At 44.9% G+C, this 18,884-nt stretch carries 19 protein-coding genes and 1 riboswitch; of the genes, 3 read left to right on the top strand and 16 right to left on the bottom strand.

What is annotated here, in order from left to right; translation table 11 throughout:
- Positions 1–69: 69 nt before the first annotated feature.
- The 6 genes from AR335_RS17475 to AR335_RS17450 all read right to left on the bottom strand — a co-directional run bounded on the left by AR335_RS17475 (position 70) and on the right by AR335_RS17450 (position 5,720).
- On the bottom strand, positions 70–1,023 hold the full coding sequence (locus AR335_RS17475) for an ATP-grasp domain-containing protein (protein WP_062238289.1): 954 nt from the start codon (positions 1,021–1,023) through the stop codon (positions 70–72).
- An 11-nt stretch (positions 1,024–1,034) separates the two neighbouring features.
- The gene (locus AR335_RS17470) at positions 1,035–2,084 is read right to left on the bottom strand and encodes an LLM class flavin-dependent oxidoreductase (RefSeq protein ID WP_062238287.1); all 1,050 of its coding nucleotides are present in this window, start codon (positions 2,082–2,084) and stop codon (positions 1,035–1,037) included.
- A gap of 162 nt (positions 2,085–2,246) precedes the next feature.
- A riboswitch (SAM riboswitch) is annotated at positions 2,247–2,345 on the bottom strand.
- Positions 2,346–2,611: 266 nt separating this feature from the next.
- Positions 2,612–3,472 (bottom strand): peptide chain release factor N(5)-glutamine methyltransferase, encoded by an 861-nt coding sequence (gene prmC / locus AR335_RS17465; protein ID WP_062238488.1) that lies wholly within the window; start codon positions 3,470–3,472, stop codon positions 2,612–2,614.
- Between the two features lie 10 nt (positions 3,473–3,482).
- The gene (gene prfA, locus AR335_RS17460; protein ID WP_053356451.1) at positions 3,483–4,556 is read right to left on the bottom strand and encodes a peptide chain release factor 1; all 1,074 of its coding nucleotides are present in this window, start codon (positions 4,554–4,556) and stop codon (positions 3,483–3,485) included.
- Positions 4,557–4,671: 115 nt separating this feature from the next.
- On the bottom strand, positions 4,672–5,331 hold the full coding sequence (locus tag AR335_RS17455) for an MOSC domain-containing protein (RefSeq protein ID WP_062238284.1): 660 nt from the start codon (positions 5,329–5,331) through the stop codon (positions 4,672–4,674).
- Between the two features lie 59 nt (positions 5,332–5,390).
- On the bottom strand, positions 5,391–5,720 hold the full coding sequence (locus AR335_RS17450) for a hypothetical protein (protein ID WP_053356449.1): 330 nt from the start codon (positions 5,718–5,720) through the stop codon (positions 5,391–5,393).
- A 169-nt stretch (positions 5,721–5,889) separates the two neighbouring features.
- On the opposite strand from AR335_RS17450, the gene AR335_RS17445 reads away from it, so the two are divergent.
- Entirely contained in the window at positions 5,890–7,224 is a 1,335-nt protein-coding gene (locus tag AR335_RS17445) for an FAD-dependent oxidoreductase (RefSeq protein ID WP_062238282.1), read from the top strand.
- Between the two features lie 44 nt (positions 7,225–7,268).
- Here the strand turns inward: AR335_RS17445 and AR335_RS17440 are convergent, their stop codons facing one another.
- From AR335_RS17440 to AR335_RS17415, 6 genes are all read right to left on the bottom strand, one after another.
- Positions 7,269–7,727 (bottom strand): hypothetical protein, encoded by a 459-nt coding sequence (locus tag AR335_RS17440; protein ID WP_062238280.1) that lies wholly within the window; start codon positions 7,725–7,727, stop codon positions 7,269–7,271.
- 111 nt (positions 7,728–7,838) lie between these two features.
- Positions 7,839–8,456 carry a thymidine kinase gene (locus tag AR335_RS17435; RefSeq protein WP_053356446.1) on the bottom strand — a complete coding sequence of 206 codons (618 nt, stop codon included), beginning with the start codon at positions 8,454–8,456 and terminating at the stop codon, positions 7,839–7,841.
- Positions 8,457–8,604: 148 nt separating this feature from the next.
- Positions 8,605–8,850, bottom strand: coding sequence for a type B 50S ribosomal protein L31 (locus AR335_RS17430; RefSeq protein ID WP_053356445.1), 246 nt, complete (start codon positions 8,848–8,850; stop codon positions 8,605–8,607).
- Positions 8,851–8,963: 113 nt separating this feature from the next.
- On the bottom strand, positions 8,964–10,253 hold the full coding sequence (rho, locus tag AR335_RS17425; RefSeq protein WP_053356444.1) for a transcription termination factor Rho: 1,290 nt from the start codon (positions 10,251–10,253) through the stop codon (positions 8,964–8,966).
- Positions 10,254–10,542: 289 nt separating this feature from the next.
- Positions 10,543–11,511 carry a class II fructose-bisphosphatase gene (gene glpX / locus AR335_RS17420; RefSeq protein WP_053356443.1) on the bottom strand — a complete coding sequence of 323 codons (969 nt, stop codon included), beginning with the start codon at positions 11,509–11,511 and terminating at the stop codon, positions 10,543–10,545.
- Positions 11,512–11,735: 224 nt separating this feature from the next.
- Positions 11,736–13,028: a UDP-N-acetylglucosamine 1-carboxyvinyltransferase gene (locus AR335_RS17415; protein ID WP_053356442.1), complete on the bottom strand. Its 1,293-nt coding sequence runs from the start codon at positions 13,026–13,028 to the stop codon at positions 11,736–11,738.
- A 136-nt stretch (positions 13,029–13,164) separates the two neighbouring features.
- Here AR335_RS17415 and AR335_RS24345 point away from each other — a divergent pair, with 136 nt between their 5' ends.
- Positions 13,165–13,359, top strand: coding sequence for a hypothetical protein (locus AR335_RS24345; RefSeq protein ID WP_156419068.1), 195 nt, complete (start codon positions 13,165–13,167; stop codon positions 13,357–13,359).
- Positions 13,360–13,493: 134 nt separating this feature from the next.
- Here AR335_RS24345 and fsa read toward each other — a convergent pair whose 3' ends face one another.
- From fsa to AR335_RS17400, 3 genes are all read right to left on the bottom strand, one after another.
- The gene (fsa, locus tag AR335_RS17410) at positions 13,494–14,144 is read right to left on the bottom strand and encodes a fructose-6-phosphate aldolase (RefSeq protein WP_053356441.1); all 651 of its coding nucleotides are present in this window, start codon (positions 14,142–14,144) and stop codon (positions 13,494–13,496) included.
- A 204-nt stretch (positions 14,145–14,348) separates the two neighbouring features.
- Positions 14,349–15,212: a class II fructose-1,6-bisphosphate aldolase gene (gene fba, locus AR335_RS17405; RefSeq protein ID WP_062238278.1), complete on the bottom strand. Its 864-nt coding sequence runs from the start codon at positions 15,210–15,212 to the stop codon at positions 14,349–14,351.
- A 210-nt stretch (positions 15,213–15,422) separates the two neighbouring features.
- Complete coding sequence (locus AR335_RS17400; protein ID WP_369795851.1) at positions 15,423–15,791, bottom strand: response regulator; 369 nt, start codon at positions 15,789–15,791, stop codon at positions 15,423–15,425.
- 145 nt (positions 15,792–15,936) lie between these two features.
- Here AR335_RS17400 and AR335_RS17395 point away from each other — a divergent pair, with 145 nt between their 5' ends.
- Entirely contained in the window at positions 15,937–16,467 is a 531-nt protein-coding gene (locus AR335_RS17395) for a DUF2529 family protein (RefSeq protein WP_062238276.1), read from the top strand.
- A gap of 521 nt (positions 16,468–16,988) precedes the next feature.
- Here the strand turns inward: AR335_RS17395 and AR335_RS17390 are convergent.
- Positions 16,989–18,590, bottom strand: coding sequence for a CTP synthase (locus AR335_RS17390; RefSeq protein WP_062238274.1), 1,602 nt, complete (start codon positions 18,588–18,590; stop codon positions 16,989–16,991).
- Between the last annotated feature and the right edge of the window lie 294 nt (positions 18,591–18,884).

Genomic DNA, 18,884 nt, shown 5'->3' with positions numbered 1-18,884 from the left:
ACCCCCTTTTTCATGTAGATAATGAAAAAACAAAGAGCCTCCCGCTACTGGCGGGAGGCTCTTTTTGTCTTATTGCACGGTTGCTGCATTCAATGAATCAAGCTGCTGCTGCAAAAATTTCGCAAGCTCCAGCATGCCATATTTTCCGGCAGCCGCTTCAGCATCAGAGTTGTAATTGGTGTTCGTATTGATATCATACGTATAGATCGTGCCGTCTTTATCTTTTATAAATTCGATCCCGGCAACATGAATCTTGTTGTCTGCCAGAACCCTCATATAGTTTTCAATGATTGACTCATTGAAGTTCTCCTGAATTTGAAACTTCGGCTTGGCTGGCGTTTCCTCTCCTGCAGGACAAAACAGGTCACCGATCTGGCAGGCGTCTGCCGGACAGAGTTCAAAGCCTTCTGAGGTATCCACCCGAACCGCATAAACAAACTTGCCGCCGACAAATTCGCATCGTGTAATATAAGATTCCGGCGATTCAATATATTCCTGTATCAATGTGATGCCATCCACCGGCTCTTCGAAATCAGGTCCGAGCACATACTCTTTCAATCCATGATATGAATGGAAAAGCTGAACACCAAGGCCTTTTCCCGCACGGTTATGCTTTGTAATAAACGGTTTGCCGCTGAACTGCTCAGCTGCCTGCAGAATTTGGTCCTTGCCAACAGCCGCAATGGTTTTGGGCGTCTTCACCCCATGCGCCTCAAGCTCTAAATATTGAACGACCTTGCTCACCTCAAGCTGAAGGGCGCGGCTGCCATTCAGCACTTTTCGGCCATGTGCTTCCAGCCAGGCAATGACACCGGCAGCAAGTTCCGGTGCATAACGGTGTCCTCTTGTATGTGAGGAAGCACTCATGCGGCTGTAAAAAATGCCCTCGGGCGGGGCTTCTGCCAGATTAACTGTTCCCTGATCGAGATGCCATGCCTCATAAGGCACTTGCAGCTCATCCAGTCTCTTTGTGAGATGATCTGTCCATTCATCGTTCTCATGTATGATATATACTTTTTTCATGGTCATCCTCCTTATTTCGCATGTTCTTTCCGATAGCTCTTTACCAAAGGCATCACCTGTTTTGAGAAACGTTCCATCTCTTCTAACTGAGGGGAGAATTGCAGTAAAAGGAGTCCAAGGCCGGCTTCTTCATATGCTGCAATCCGCTCCGCAATCTGTTCAGGTGTGCCGATCAGATTCGGCCTCAGCCCCCGGTTGGAAACAGAGTAGTCGTACAGCTGAATCTGCTGTTCAAGCTGCGACTTGCTCGTAAAATCTTTAAACCCAGCATATGCGCTGGACTCTTTTACATCTGTAATCCTCTGCAGTTCCGCTTGGGCTTCTTCTTCAGTATCCCGGCAGATCACATAGGCCGCCATGCCGAACGAAGATAAAGGTTCTTTCCCTGTTAGCCCGCGGCGGTTCTTCATGTCATTAATCTTAACGGCGATCTCTTCGACAGTGCCGCCATGCATGACGTAAGCGTCACAGGAGGAAGAGATAACCTGTTTACCCCTTTCACTTTCTCCGCCAGCATACAAAATGGGATTTGGCCGCTGAACAGGTTTAGGGAAAAGTTTCGTATCGCTAAACTGATAAAACTTGCCGGAATAATTGAAGGTTTCTTCTGTCCACAGCCCCTTTAGAACATCAAGAAACTCTTGCGTACGCTCATATCTTTCGTCGTGGGCAGTAAAAATGCCGCCATACTGCTTCGCTTCCTCTTCCCACCAGGCGGAGACGACATTAAGTGTAAACCTCCCGCCGCTCATTTGGTCTATGTTCGCCGTCATTTTCGCCGTTACAGCAGGATTATGGAATCCCGGCCTTACCGCTGTCATAATTTCTATTTTCTCCGTTACGGCCGCGAGACCCGCTGCCGTTGTCCAAGCCTCAAGAGAGTCCTGCTCCGGCCCTTTTATATCATTCAAATACAGTTCCGCGATCAGCGTCGTGTCAAACCCCCATTTTTCCGCGGACTGAATAACCTTCTTCGCATAATCAAACGTCGGCGGCATGTTCTCATCTTCCACATTTCTCAGCCATCCACCAAAGATCGGCAACCAAAATCCAAATCTCATCTACCTTTTTCTCCCCTCTGCCTTTTAAAAACATTCTGCCACTAAAAGAGACCCTGAAAGTCCATCCCTTCAGTGCGGAGGAGCGGTCAGGACAACGGCCTGACCCTCCGACTATCTAAAAAAAACTTCCCCTTTAGATAAGGGGAAGTTTTTGACCGCTCCATCTTATCTTCCAGGATCTACTCCTGCTGGATTTAGCACCTTCTAAAAATAGGTTGCCGGGTTTCATAGGGCCAGTCCCTCCACCGCTCTGGATAAGATTTATTTAATTAATAGTAATCCTACAATAGAAGTAGGTATTTCGTCAATTTTTAGGATGTGAGAATAGATGATATTGAGTTGCGTTTGACTGGAGAATAAGTCTGAAGATTCAGTTCGGATCAATTATTGCTTGTTTCGCTCAATTATTTTAAATTGCGCTCAATTATTCTCCGTTCGGCTCAATTCAGCGCCAGTTTCGTTCAATTCCGTTCTTCCGGCCACAAAAAAGAAGCCCCCAGCACAGCTGAGAGCCCTCTCCACTCTTCTTAAAAGCCAATCTCCGCGATAACCATCCGTTCTTTTTGGCTGATATCCTTTACTACCGAAACAACCGACCCAGGGAACGTGACCCTGAGCATTTCAGCCACCGTCTGGCCCTGATCATGGCCGACTTCAAAGGCAACAATGCTTTGTGCGTTCAGAACGAGGGGCAGCTCTTCCATAAACCTTCTGTAAAATACGTAGCCGTCCTCACCGCCGCTAAGTGCACGGAAAGGCTCTTGATCCTTAACGATCGTCTCAAGCTCCATTATTTCACGATCAGGAATGTAAGGAGGATTCGACACAACGATATCTGCTTTTTCTCCGCCCTCGATCAGAGGCTGAAGGAGGTCTCCATGAATAAAACGAACAGATGCCTCAAGGTCTTCAGCATTTTTCTTTGCGACTTCCAGGGATCCCTCAGCAATATCGATCGTGGTTACCGAAAAACGAGAATTTTCCAGTGCCAGTGTAATGGCAATGGCACCGCTCCCCGTCCCGACATCGACTGTCTGGATCTTTTCTATGCCAGGGAACCTCATCATGGAGCGCTGAAGCACTTCATATACGAGCTCTTCTGTTTCCGGCCGAGGAATGAGCACCTCTTTATTCACCGAAAAGCGTCTTCCGTAAAACTCTTCAAAACCAATAATGTATTGGACAGGCACTCCATCGCCATGCTTTTGTACAGCTGCTTCAAATGCCTCTTGCTGCTTTGGAAGAAGCTCTTCATCCAAACCAAGAAGCAGCTCCGTCCGGCTCAGATCGCCAAGTACATGACGAAGCAGAAGCTCCCCAGCTTGAGGTTCCCGTCTCTTTTTCGTTAAAAAAGATGAAGCCCAGTTCAGGGCTTCATGCCGTTTCATCGCTTTCATCTTATGCTTCCGTCTGGGCCTTCATTTTGCTTGTCTGGTCTTCTGTAATTAATGCTTCAATGAATTCGTCCAGCTTGCCGAGCAAAATTTGATCCAGTTTTTGAAGAGTCAGGCCTATGCGATGGTCCGTTACACGGTTTTGCGGGAAGTTGTACGTACGGATCCGTTCTGAACGGTCACCGGTACCCACTGCAGATTTACGGTTTTCATCGTATTCTTTTTGTTTTTCCTGCTGAATTTTATCATAAACACGTGCGCGAAGAACCTTCATCGCTTTTTCCTTGTTTTTGATCTGTGATTTTTCATCCTGACAGGAAACAACTGTTCCAGTTGGAATATGCGTCAGACGAACAGCGGATTGAGTCGTGTTAACCGATTGTCCGCCCGGTCCGCTTGACGTAAACGTGTCTACACGGACGTCCTTATCATGAATTTCAACTTCCACTTCTTCTGCTTCAGGAAGGATCGCTACTGTCGCTGTAGACGTATGGATACGGCCGCCGGACTCTGTAGCAGGAACACGCTGTACGCGGTGTGCTCCGTTTTCATACTTCAGCTTGGAGTATGCCCCGTTGCCGTTGATCAAGAAGATGATCTCTTTGTAGCCGCCAAGCTCGGTGTAGCTTGCTTCGATTACTTCTGTTTTCCAGCCTTGCACCTCGGCATAGCGGCTGTACATTTTGTAAAGGTCGCCTGCAAATAGGGCGGCTTCGTCACCGCCTGCTGCTCCGCGTACCTCGACGATTACGTTCTTATCATCGTTCGGGTCTTTTGGAAGAAGCAAGATTTTCAGCTGCTGAATGTACTCTTCAATCTTATCTTCAAGCTCGGAAACTTCCTCTTTCACCATGGCGGTCATCTCGGCATCAAGCTTTTCTTCGAGCATTGCTTTTGCTTCGTCGAGCCCTTCTTTTGCTTCTTTATACTCGCGGTAAACCGCTACTGTATCTTGAAGAGAAGACTGTTCTTTGGAGTATTCCCTTAATTTATTCGTATCGCTAATGACTTCTGGGTCACTTAATAGATCATTTAATTTATTGTATCGGGCTTCTATCGTTTCTAAACGTTCTAACACGCTTTTCACCTCATTTTAATGGCATAACATTCTAATTATAATACAGGGGAGGTCACCCGTCAAAAGCCTTCAGACTGTGTTTTGACGGTTTGAAGGCAAAAAGAAATCCCCGGAGCTACAGGTACTGCCCGAGGAGAGAGTCTAATCTCTTTTTCATAGCTGAGCGCCAGCCTTCTGCCAGTTCATTCAGACCGGCAAGCATGGTAAGCCCTTCTCTGTTTTCCTTGTCTATGTATGTCATTCTGTTAACAAATTCGACAGAGATCCCGGCTCGATGTTTTTCTTCAATAACAAGCTTATCTCCCGGGCTGACAGTGCCTTCTTCCAGTACGCGCAAGTAATAGCCGGAGAAACTGGTATCCTGAATATATTTGACCATCAACGGCTGTTTGAGTTTGGCAGCCACCTTAAAACAAGGCTGGCGCGGCTGGCTCACTTGGACCAGTGCCTCCCCAAGCCGGAAGATGTCACCGATAAAGACCTCTTTTTCGGTAAGGCCTTCAACGGTAAGATTCTCACCGAAAGATGGTACGTCCAGAGAGATTCCCAGCCCTTTCTCCCAATACGCATAATGATCATGAGAATAGACACAGACTGCTTTATCCGGACCGCCATGGTGCACGGTGTCCGCCTGTATATCTCCTTCAAATTGAAGATTTGACAAGAATAATGGACCACGGGACGGCTTTTTATTGATCGCCGAGCTTATGTCTTTTCCCTGCCACGAAAGAACATCTGCCTTTCCAGTATTCAAAGCTATAATGGATCCTTCCACAACTGCACCCCCGCTCTTTCTTTTATCGTACTCTATAGGGATGCGCTGGGCAAAGGTTTTTAATACATGGATGTATGGTTTTTCAGCGCTTCGTAATCCAGTCGCTGCTGATTCATGCGGATGGCCTTTGTCAGTTCTTCAATCACGACTTTTTCATCGGTTATAATATTGAAAACAAAGGGAATGGTTGCAAAGTGGCCAAAAAATTGGGTACACCCTTTGTGCCGTATGTCGTGCTGCGTATCAGTAACCGGATTGACTTTCACAATAAAATTTCCCATGGATTCATAGATAGGATCCAGCGGCTTCTCTTTCAACTTTTTGATAAGTGTGGTGATCGGAACAGGATGGTCGTTCCAGTCCGTTCCGTTCGATAAGATATCCAGCATTTTCTACACCTCTCTATTATGATTGTTCGACAGCGCCGGCAGGTTCTTGTTGGTACAGATAGTGTTGAAAGAAAAAAAGGATACGGTGCAAGAATAGCGAACACCCATTTAACGATGACTAAAAGAAAACGAAGGGGAATACTATAGAAGAACAGAAAGGGGATAGATTATGAACTATTGTATTATCGGCGGAGATGCGGCCGGGATGAGTGCTGCGATGCAAATCGTCCGCAACGATCCGGAGGCCAGCATCACCATTTTTGAAAAAGGGGGCATCTATTCTTACGGCCAATGCGGACTCCCCTATGTAGTGAGCGGACTCATTCCATCTTCTGAAGAACTTATTGCCCGCGATGTAACTTCCTTCAGGGAGAAGTATGGAATGGACGCCAGAACCTATCATGAAGTGACCCGGGTTGATCCAGGGGAAAAGACCATTTACGGCATACATACAAAAACGAATGAGGAATTTGTTTTTTCATATGACAAGCTTCTGATTGCAACGGGGGTCAGCCCTGTCATGCCGCAATGGGAAGGAAGGCACCTGCCAGGCATCCATGTTGTGAAAACGATTCCTGACGTTGAGAAAATCAAGAAGGACCTTGATCCTTCCATCCAGGACGTCACCATTATCGGCGGAGGCTATATCGGGCTTGAGATGGCAGAAAATCTTAGGCTTTTAGGGAAAAGGGTAAGGATTATCCAAAGAGGGCCCCAGCTAGGCGCCATCTTTGATTCCGATATGGCAGAACTGATCCATGAAGAAGCCCAAAAACATGACATAGAGGTTTGTTTGAATGAAGAAGTTCAGCGGTTTAAGGGAGATGACCGGGTTCAATTCGTAAAGACGAACAAACGGGACTATCCAACGGACATGGTCATCGTGTCTGTTGGTGTAAAGCCAAATACATCATTGATCGAAGATACGGAGATCCGGCTTCACGAGAGCGGAGCCATCCTTGTCAACCGGTACATGGGGACCAATGTGAAAGATGTCTATGCTGCTGGAGATTGCGCGAGCCATTACCACCTGATCAAAGAAATGGATGATCATATTCCTCTTGGCACAACAGCGAACAAGCAAGGCCGGATTGCAGGCCTGAACATGTCAGGAAAGAGGCAGACGTTCAAAGGAATTGTCGGCTCCTCAATCATTAAGTTCATGGACCTTTCTCTTGGAAAAACAGGAATATCCGAGAAAGAAGCGGAAAGGCTCCATTTCCCGGTTGAAACAGTAATGACGCGTGCAAAAGACATTGCCGGCTATTTTCCTGGAGTTGAACCGCTGCACGTCAAAATCATATTTGACGCCAACAACCAGCGCATTCTGGGCGGGCAGTTTATCGGCAAGCATGGGGTGGACAAAAGAGTGGATGTTTTGGCCACAGCCATGTTTCACAAAATGGACCTGCACGAACTCGAGGATTTGGATCTTTGCTATGCTCCTCCATATAACGGGGTATGGGATCCGATTCAGCAGGCTGCGAGAAGAGCCAAAAAATAAAACGGCATTTGTCTGTGCGGGAAGCACGGACATTTGCCGTTTTTTCACCTTCTGCTGTCCACTTTAACTGAAAACTTATAGCGTGGAACGGCCTGCTCTGCTGCTGATTTAATATCTCGGCGCATCTTCTCTTTTTTACGGTCAGATACACTTGAAGGCACGTTTAAATGAATATGTGCATAGTTTCCATTGATGGTCACCATCTGAGGGTTGATGCCCGTCTGGCTGACGACCGCCTCACGAATTTTGTCCTGATCATCAGAGATATCAAATCGGGCTGTATTCAATTTCTGATAGTCATTGGGATTCTTATTCGTTTCAGAACTATAGTTGAACTTTGGGTTATTTTTTGTCACATGGTAATTAATAATCCCATGTCCCAACATGTTGTCTTTCATATTCTTGGCTGATTCATTCGCCGTCGGTTCAAAATGATCTTTAGACGTCGGAGAACATGCCGTCAGCAGTAAAGCAAGGATAAGGAAAACTCCTGTATTTTTCACAGAAAACACCTCCCGTAATCTTAGGGTTTGTGTTAAGCCTAAAAAAATACAGACAAAAAAAGGATGAATCTCCATGAGGTGCCTGGCACCTTAAAGAGAATCATCCTTCATTTATTCTGATTGTTCTGCTAAGCTTGCGAGCAGATTATTCGGCTTTCCCGGCACTTCATGACAATGGCGGCAGCGTGGTTCATATGATTCTGATGCACCTACCAAAATAATGGGATCATCATAAGAAGCCGGTTTTCCGTTGATCAGCCTTTGTGTACGGCTGGCCGGTGATCCGCATACCATGCAGATCGCGTGCAGCTTCGTTACACTTTCAGCAAGCGCCATAAGCTTTGGCATCGGGCCAAATGGTTCGCCTCTGAAATCCTGGTCAAGTCCTGCAACTATTACCCGAATTCCATGGTCGGCTAATTCCTGAACGACAGAAATGACATCCTCATCAAAGAACTGAATTTCATCTATGGCTACCACTTCAGTGTCAGGAGAAACACTTTTCAGGATATCAACTGATTTTTCGACCGGTCGGGCAATGACTGCGGTACCGTTATGAGAAACCACTGACTCTTCACTGTAACGGTTGTCGATCAGTGGTTTAAAGACTTGAACTTCAAGCTTTCCATATTTCGCCCGGCGCACCCTGCGTATCAATTCTTCTGATTTTCCTGAAAACATGCTTCCACAAATGACTTCTACCCAGCCATTCTGCTTCATTACGTACATGTTTCTGTTCCCCTTCCCATGCATGGTATTTACATATATTATGTACTCATCTATTTAGCTGAACGCCTTATAACGAGGCGGCAAATTTCTCTTTATTTACAAAAAAAAGGAGCAAGAAGTTCTCTTGCCCCTTACAACTTGCAGCATATTACTTAAGATTGTATTTCTTTTTGAAACGGTCAACACGTCCGCCGACATCTGTAAACTTCTGACGCCCAGTATAGAAAGGGTGTGTATCGGAACTAACATCCACTTTGATGACAGGATAAGTATTTCCATCTTCCCATTCAATGGTTTCGCTAGAAGACATTGTAGAGCCGGATAAGAACTTATAACCGCTGCTCGCATCAACAAATACAACTTTATTATAAGTCGGATGTAAATTTGGTTTCATTTCGTTCTCAACTCCTTCTGCCCTGAATCCTGAGGACCCAGAGTTAAAATAAGCACATAGCAGTAGTATAACAGGGTGCTGTTCATTTTGCAACAGCATTCCCTTTATATTCCTCAGGAATTCGACAATGATTTTACGCGCTTGTTCGTGCCTGACTTCTCAGCCTCAAACATCGCGAAGAAATCCTCATTGTTGGTTGTTTTTCGTAAACGCTTCATGAACGTATCTACGAAATCGTACGAATCATCCATTGTTTTTCGGATCGCCCATAACGATTCAAGGTGATCCTTCTGGATAAGCATTTCTTCTTTTCTCGTACCTGATCGGCGAATATCGATTGCAGGGAAGATTCGTCGTTCAGCAAGCTTACGGTCAAGGTGCAGCTCCATGTTGCCTGTCCCTTTAAACTCTTCATAGATCACATCATCCATCCGAGAGCCCGTCTCAACCAAAGCCGTTGCCAAAATCGTTAAGCTCCCGCCTTCTTCAATGTTTCGGGCAGCCCCGAAAAAGCGCTTCGGACGATGGAAAGCAGCCGGGTCAATCCCCCCGGATAATGTACGTCCGCTTGGAGGAATGACAAGGTTGTACGCACGGGCAAGACGTGTAATGCTATCCAACAGGATAACAACATCTTTTTTATGTTCCACAAGGCGCATTGCACGTTCTAATACGAGCTCTGCAACTTTAATGTGGTTTTCCGGTACCTCGTCAAACGTAGAGCTGACGACATCGCCTTTAACGGACCGCTCAATATCTGTTACTTCTTCCGGACGCTCGTCGATCAGCAGGACAATCAGTTCAGTATCAGGATGGTTAGTCGAAATGCTGTGTGCGACCTCTTTTAAAAGACTGGTCTTACCAGCTTTAGGAGGCGCGACAATCAATCCGCGCTGACCGAAGCCAACCGGTGCAATCATGTCCATGATACGGGTTGAAAGGTTCGTGCGCTCGGTTTCAAGCACCATTTTCTTTTCAGGATAAAGAGCCGTTAATGCAGGGAAGTGAACACGTTCTTTTGCTGTGTCTGGATCCTCGCCGTTTACCGCTTCAACCTGAAGCAATCCATAATAACGTTCATTTTCCTTTGGAGGACGGACTTTACCGGAAACCTTGTCCCCGTTTCTTAGATCAAACCTGCGGATCTGCGAGGCTGAAATATAAATATCCTGGGAACTTGGAGAGTAGTTGATCGGACGCAAAAATCCAAAGCCTTCATTCGGAATAACTTCGAGAATCCCTTCCATAAATGAATATCCATCCTGTTCAGCCTGTGCTTTAAGAATGGAAAACATCAATTCTCTTTTCGTTAATTTCCCATAATAAGGAACTCTATATTGTCTTGCAAGTTCATATAATTCTTTTAATTTTTTTGTTTCTAATTCAGATAATACTAAGCCCATAATGACACCACACTTTATTCTATTTTCTAAACACTGTGTTTTCTGTTTTAATCGTTTTTTATGAAAGAACAGGGCAACAGAAATGAAGGGTTGGAAGGATACTATTGAAGTAAGTAAACCAGAAGTGGACATTTCATATTATAAATAAACAGTACTTCATATTTTAACCACAAATGGTGGGTTTAATCAAGTCATAGATAAAGACAGGATGAAAAAAGTAAAAATCCGGACACTTCCTCTTCCGAACAAATGATGCAGAAGAGATAGGCGCCGGACTATATAAAAAGAACTATGGTCTAATGACAAGATCAGGTTTCTTTTTCAGACTGTGGCGCCCATCGATAAATCGAACGGTACCTGACTTTGCACGCATGACGACAGAGTGCGTCGTACCGATCGTCCCTTTAAACTGGACACCTTTTAAGAGTTCTCCGTCTGTTACACCTGTTGCAGCAAAAATCGCATCATCGCCTTTGACGAGATCTTCCATACGGAGGACTTTATTAATGTCGGTGATCCCCATTCTGCGGCAGCGTTCTAATTCTGAGTCATTTTGAGGAAGCAACTTACCTTGTATTTCTCCACCAAGGCACTTTAAAGCTACTGCGGCAATGACACCTTCAGGAGCTCCTCCTGATCCAAATAAGATATCCACGCCTGTTCCTTCAAATGCTGTATTAATGGCTGCAGCCACATCACCATCTGAAATCAGCTTAATTCTTGCACCAGCTTCTCTGATCTCCTGGATGACTTTCTCATGTCTTGGGCGGTTAAGGACGATGGCAACAAGGTCCTCAATGTCCTTATTACGTGCTTTGGCAACGGCTCTTAGGTTGTCGATGGTTGGTGCATCGATGTCGATCTGGCCTACCGCTTCTGGACCTACGGCAATTTTATCCATATACATATCCGGTGCATGCAGAAGGTTTCCGTGGTCCGCCACAGCCAAAACAGCTAAAGCATTCCAAGTTCCGGAAGCCACAATGTTCGTTCCTTCGAGAGGATCTACCGCTACATCTACACGCGGGCCATAGCCTGTTCCCAGCTTTTCACCAATATAAAGCATAGGAGCCTCATCCATTTCTCCCTCGCCAATGACGACCGTTCCCTTCATCGGGACAGTATCAAAAACATCGCGCATGGCAGTTGTTGCTGCATCATCTGCTTCATCCTTTACGCCCCGGCCCATCCAACGGGCTGAAGCAAGTGCTGCGGCTTCTGTAACACGTACTAGTTCCATTGATAAACTACGTTCCATTGAAATAACTTCCCCCTTCTAGAAAAACGCTTACAAAAATTAGAAATGCTGAAGTGGCCGTTATGGTCCGACTAGCACTGGAGGTCTTGAGCATAAAACGTTCTTTGTTTTCTGCTCAAGAACGAAGTGGCCAAGGATGAAAAGAGATGTTCCTTTTCATCCATCGAGGACCAGGACACTGAAGCTGAATCATATTGAAAAGCTGAGACGCCTGTCGAAAGCGCCTATTTCTCGATCTCTTCCATTTCCTCGACATCAAGGTTTTCACGCCAGATTTTCGCGCCAAGCCCCAACAGTTTATCAACAAGTGATTCGTAGCCGCGATCAATATGTTCAAGACCTGAAACTTCTGTGATACCTTCTGACATAAGACCGGCAACCACAAGAGCCGCTCCTGCACGGAGATCACTGGCTTTTACTTTGGCACCCTCAAGGCGGGCCTGTCCATTAATTATGGCAGATCGGCCTTCTACCTTCACGTTGGCACCCATTCTTCTCAACTCATCAATATGCTTAAATCGTGCAGAATAAATGGTATCCGTTACGATACTCGTTCCTTCCGCTTTCGTGAGCAATGAAGTGAACGGCTGCTGAAGATCCGTAGGAAAACCAGGATAAACCAGAGTCTTAATATCTACACTTTTTAACGGATTTCCGCTGTTATGAATAAGGACTTGATCATCTTTTGTTTCTATATGAACGCCCATTTCCCGGAGCTTGGCAATCAATGACTCTAAATGAAGCGGAATAACATTATCTATTAATACTTGCTGGCCAACCGCTGCTGCCAATATCATGTAGGTACCTGCTTCGATTCGGTCCGGAATGATAGAGTGCCGGCATCCGTGAAGATGGTCAACTCCATCGATTCGGATCACATCTGTACCTGCACCTTTAATTTTTGCTCCCATACTCGTAAGAAGAGTGGCAACATCAATAATTTCAGGCTCTTTTGCCGCGTTTTCAATGATGGTTTGGCCCTTGGCTCTAACCGCAGCAAGCATAATGTTAATTGTCGCGCCGACACTCACTACGTCTAAATAGATTCGTGCGCCGATGAGCTCATCTGCACGTAGGTAGATGGCTCCTTGCTCATTGGTAACTTTTGCACCTAATGCCTCAAATCCTTTAATATGCTGATCAATAGGCCTTGGGCCAAGATTACAGCCTCCCGGAAGACCGATGACAGCTTTTTTGAAACGGCCAAGCATAGCACCCATGAGGTAATAAGAGGCTCTAAGTTTCTTAACCTTTCCGTTGGGAAGCGGCATAGCAATCATTTTTTCCGGATTAACAGTCAATGAATTATTTTCATCCAATTCGGCTTCTCCGCCGATTTCTTCCAACAAATCTCTTAACAAACGTACATCTGATATATTAGGCAGCTGATCTATGATGACTTGGGATTCTGCAAGAATGGTAGCAGGGATTAATGCAACCGCACTGTTCTTGGCTCCGCTAATATGAACGGTTCCTTCAAGGGGATAACCCCCTTCAATCATAAGCTTCTGTTCCATGGTTTGCTCCCTTCTGCATCAAGCGGTTAACTCCAGTCGTTGTTGCTTGTAGTATTCTCAACAACTGGAATATCATGCTAATATTTTGGTTTTTTATGGTAATCTATTTCGTAACCTTTGTTGCTCTTGAGAGTGGTTGATTTCCGCTTCAGGATGCTCGCTTTCCGCGGGGCGTGCGCTGAGCCCCTCGGCGCAAGCGTCTGCGTGTCTCACCTGTCACGCTTCCCCCGCAGGACAAGGAAGGCTTCGGCAGCGTTATATCGCACGAAGAAAATGTGAAATTCATTTTCGAGGAGTCTCGCACCTTGCACTCCAATCAACTTGTCATTGAAGCCTCTTTGCAAGAAGGTTCCAAAGCAACAATCTTTTAGAAAAGAACCTTTGATAAGAAAACTGTGTTTGTTATGGTAAAAAACCAAAAACAAGCACCACGGGAGGTGGTGCTTGGATAGGTTATAGTATCTTCTAGCCGCGGTTTTTAACAGCTTCCCAATCGCTTAAGAAACGCTCAATCCCTTGGTCAGTTAATGGGTGGCTCACGAGGCCCTTGATGACCTTGAGCGGAATCGTTGCAATGTGTGCTCCACGAAGGGCTGCTTCTGTTACGTGCACCGGATGGCGGACAGAAGCTGCGATGATTTGGGCAGGAAGTTCGTGGATCGCAAAGATTTCAGCGATTTGTGAAATCAATCCTAAACCATCTTGTCCGATGTCATCGAGTCTTCCAAGGAATGGTGATACATAAGTAGCACCCGCTCTTGCAGCCAATAACGCCTGGTTGGCATTAAAGATCAATGTAACATTGGTTTTAATGTTCATTTCACTAAACGCCTTTACTGCTTTCAAGCCTTCTGTAGTCATCGGAACTTTAACCGTAATGTTCGGTGCGATAGCAGCAAGCACTTTTCCTTCTTCAATCATTTCTTCCGCTTTTAATGAAATAACTTCGGCACTAACAGAGCCAGGAACAAGAGCAGCGATCTCACGAATGCGGTCATGAAAATCAACGCCTTCTTTCGCCACTAAAGTTGGGTTTGTTGTAACCCCTGATAAGATGCCAAGCTCATGTGCTTCGCGGATTTCGTCAATATTTGCAGTATCAATAAAAAATTTCATTATTCATTCACTCCTATATTAAAGTGGTTGTACAGACACGATGTCTAAATTCCCTTTTAGTCTTTTCCACACAACAACTTTCATACCCGAAATTAGTAACCCTTTTTTTACATCTTCATTGTAAATGAAACCGCCTATAATGTATAGGCGGTTTCATGCAGAGAAATAAAAACGGCACGAGCCGTTTTTATTTTCATATCATTCTTACGCCTTGTTTGAAGAACCGAACTCGCGCATTTTACCTTGAACTGTTTCCTGGATTGCATCACGGGCAGCAGTAAGGTATTTACGTGGATCGTATTTATCTGGGTTGGCAGCAATAAATTCTTTTACTGCATTGAAAGACGCAATTTGGTTTTCAGTGTTTACGTTGATTTTAGCTGTACCTAGAGAGATTGCTTTTTGGATATCGTGTGTAGGGATTCCTGTTCCGCCATGAAGTACAAGAGGAACACCAGTTAATTCATTTACTTCTTTCATGCGGCCGAAGCCAAGGTTCGGCTCACCTTTGTAAGGTCCGTGCACGCTTCCTAATGCAGGAGCAAAGCAATCTACACCTGTTTCGCGTACAAGCTGATCACATTCAGAAGGAATAGCGTATGCTGCTTCAGCATCATCAACTACAAGATCATCTTCCTGTCCGCCGATACGGCCTAGTTCAGCTTCAACTGACACACCGTGGAAGTGAGCAAGTTCTACAACTTTTTTCGTTAATGCAATGTTTTCCTCAAGCGGGAAATGAGATCCGTCAATCATAACGGAAGTGAAACCGGCATGGATTGCTTCAGCACATTTTTGGTAGCTGGAGCCATGATCCAAGTGGATCGCAACCGGTACAGTTACTTTATATTCTTCGATTAGTTCTTTAACCATGCTGACGACAAGTTTAAAACCACCCATGTAACGAGCAGCGCCTTCTGAAACGCCAAGAATTACCGGAGATTTTTCTTCCTGAGCAGCTTTGAGAATCGCTTGGGTAAATTCAAGGTTATTAATGTTGAATTGACCGACAGCATATCCTTCCGCTTTTCCTTTTTCGAGCATTTCTTTCATTGACACTAAAGGCATGTTTCATGTCCTCCCTTTACTATTGGCACAAAAAAACGAAAAAAGAATCATCTTCAATCTTTTTCCGAAAATGCCATATGTTAAACATTAGTTAGTCTTTTTTCAAACCTATTATAGCATACCAATAGCGCTTGAAAACCGCAATAAATCAGGCTTTTTGCGTGCAAGCGCTACCAATGCCGATATGTCAATGATTTGTAGAATTTTTTCTTATCCTGCGCTAATTGGTAATTCTTTCCTCACCGCTGCGCGAATTTCGTCAATGTCGAACGGTTTCGCAAAATGGGTGATGGCCCCGAGCTTTATCGCTTCATGGATCATATCCAATTCGCCATAAGCGGTCATGATGATGACTTGAATGGAGGAATTCATTTTTTTGACATGGCGTAAAATTTCCAGTCCGTCCATCCCTGGAATTTTCATATCCAAAATCACAAGATCCGGTGTTTCCTCTTCAACGATCGAAAGAGCCTGCACGCCGTTTGCAGCCTGAAACGTCTGATACCCCTCTTTTTGAAAAATCTCATTTAAAAGAATCCGAATTCCGTATTGGTCATCCACAATCAATATTTTACTCAACCTGCTCACCTCTGACATAATTTTTTCGATCAATTCCATATTCTAACTAATTCTGTGAATCCTGTCGTTTTCCTGCTGCTTCGAGTGAAATAAAAAAAACAATGCGTTATACTAAACCAAACTACCGAAATGAAGAGGAGATCTTATGTTAAAGATATTTTCCACCCAGCTTAATGGGATTTTTTCTAAAATCCAGCAGGATAATGAATTTGCCTTTGAAGACGCAGCCAGGCTCTTAGCGCAGACTGTTCTATCGCATGGCACTGTCTATTTTACAGGAAAAGATGAGATGGAGGCAGTAAATGCGGAAGGGCTGTATGGCCAAGAGGCTTTTTCAAATGCGAAGCCGCTGAACACAAAAGAGATCAGCCAGTTAACGAGGGTAGATACCGTGCTTGCCTCCGCCCGTTTTCATGACGATGAGCCTGTCCTCAGCCTGCTTCAGGAAATCAAACAAAACACAGATGCGAGCATCATTTTTCTTGCCTCACGCAAGGAAAAAGGGGAAGAAGCGGCTCCACATTGCGATGCATTTATTGATTTAATGGTGAAAAAAGGCCTTGTTCCGGCTGAAAATGGAGAACGAATCGGCATTCCTTCGGCCATGGCAGGGTTATTCGCCTATTATGCCTTGTTTTTAACGGCAAAAGAGATCCTGGAAGAGTACGAAGATTGATTTACTGGCGGGGATGCAGGATTTACTGTCCAAAAAGCGTAAAATACGAGCCAAAATTTAAATTTACTGTCCAAAATCGCATATTTACTGTCCAAACCGCCATTATGTAAACTAATTACCTTACCAAAAAAATTTAAAAACAATGAAGGAATATGTCAATATTTGCCGAATTCTCTGTAATAAGGAGGGAGGAACGTCCTAATCCTTATCCAGCCCCTTAATAACCTCAACCTTCCTTCGAGCAAGCAAAAGCCTCCTTCATAAGCCCCTTCTTACAAAGTGCTTACAGCCAAGGTCAGCAGCAAGTCAGAGCGCATTCAGCAAAGCATGGCCCTATATTCGTCCACTGTCCTGCGGTCGCCCCCCTCTCAAACCGTACGCGGAGAACTAATTAGGGCCGGTAATGCTGAGTTTCAACCGGCAAAATTAATCTTAAAATCATAAAAAACCCGGCTGAAATCAGCCGGGTTTTCTGTTTGCTATGTCCAGTTTCAGCGCAAAGTGCGCTTACGCTTTTCTTATTAGTTTTTCATTTGCAGAGCAGCTCCGATAAATTCACGGAATAGAGGCTGCGGACGGGTCGGGCGCGAGATAAACTCTGGATGGAATTGAGAAGCGACAAACCAAGGGTGATCTTTAAGTTCGATAATTTCGACTAAACGGCCATCAGGGCTGGTTCCCGAAAATAGAAAACCTTCCTTCTCCATTTGCTCACGATATTCGTTATTGAACTCATAACGGTGGCGGTGGCGCTCATAAACCACTTCATCCTGATAAGCATCATATGCTTTGGATCCTTCGTTAAGCTTACATGGATAAAGCCCTAGACGAAGTGTACCGCCAAGGTCTTCCACATCTTTTTGCTCAGGAAGCAAATCGATAATCGGATACTCGGTGGACGGAAGAAGTTCTGTGGAATGTGCACCATCCATGCCCAGCACATTTCGCGCAAATTCAACAGACGCCAGCTGCATGCCAAGGCAGATTCCGAGGTAAGGAACTTTGTTCTCGCGGGCATACTGGATCGTGAGGATTTTCCCTTCCACACCACGGTCTCCGAAACCGCCGGGAACAAGGATTCCATCTACATCCTTCAGTGTTTCAGCCACATTTTCTTTTGTTACATCTTCAGAGTTGATCCATTGGATATCAATATCCGCATCATGGTGATATCCTGCATGGCGCAAGGATTCAACCACTGAAATGTAGGCATCCTGAAGTGCTACGTATTTTCCGACCAATGCGATTTTTGCTTTTCCTGACAAGTTCAGTACGCGGTCGATCAAGCCTTTCCATTCACCCATGTCAGCTTCCTTGCAGTCCAATTTTAAGTGGTCGCAAACGATCTGATCCATATTTTGTTCTTGAAGGTCGATCGGAACACGGTACAGAGTATCTGCGTCACGTGCTTCAATGACCGCTTTTGGATCAATATCACAGAAGAGGCCGATTTTTTCTTTCATATCGTCAGAGACTGGCATTTCCGTTCGAACGACGATGATGTTTGGCTGAATTCCAAGGCTTCGAAGTTCTTTTACGCTGTGCTGTGTCGGTTTTGTTTTCAACTCACCGGCAGCTTTAATGTAAGGAATAAGAGTACAGTGGATATACATCACATTTTCCGAACCAACATCACTCTTGATCTGGCGAATGGCTTCAAGAAATGGCAAACTTTCAATATCCCCTACCGTTCCCCCGATTTCAGTGATGACTACATCAGCGTTAGTCTCACGGCCTGCGCGGAATACACGCTCTTTAATTTCATTGGTGACGTGAGGAATAACCTGTACTGTGCCACCCAAATACTCTCCTCTTCTTTCTTTGCGGAGAACAGTAGAGTAGATCTTACCCGTTGTAACAGAACTGAATTTATTTAGGTTAATATCAATGAAACGCTCATAGTGTCCAAGGTCAAGGTCTGTTTCAGCGCCGTCATCTGTTACGAAAACTTCGCCGTGCTGATAAGGACTCATCGTTCCCGGATCCACGTTAATATAAGGATCGAACTTTTGGGTAGTTACCTTAACGCCTCTGTTTTTTAACAATCGGCCCAAGGAAGCTGCAGTAATCCCTTTTCCAAGAGACGAAACCACTCCCCCTGTTACAAAAATATACTTTGCCATTCTTTATTCCCCCTCTGGATTTCACAATTAAGTATACCCCTCTGCTTCTGTTTCAAGCAGAAAGGACAATATAGTATAAGAAGCTTAAAATAAAAAAAAACAAAAGTGACTCCTCCCCAATAAAGGGGGCACTTTTGTTTTTATCCGCAAAAAATTATTTATATATACGTTTAGCCCAAAAATGATTTTATCGGCTTTCCAATCGAATGTCAAGGACTAGAAAGAAATTTGCAAAAGTAAGAAATAACAGGAAAAGCGGATGCGTCCTGCTAAAGTCCGACAAGTGCTGGAACT

The organism is Fictibacillus sp. FJAT-27399 (assembly GCF_001510655.1).
Lineage (GTDB): Bacteria > Bacillota > Bacilli > Bacillales > Fictibacillaceae > Fictibacillus_C > Fictibacillus_C marinisediminis.
The sequence above is the reverse complement of the archived record's forward strand: the minus strand, read 5'-3'. Positions and strand labels throughout refer to the sequence as shown.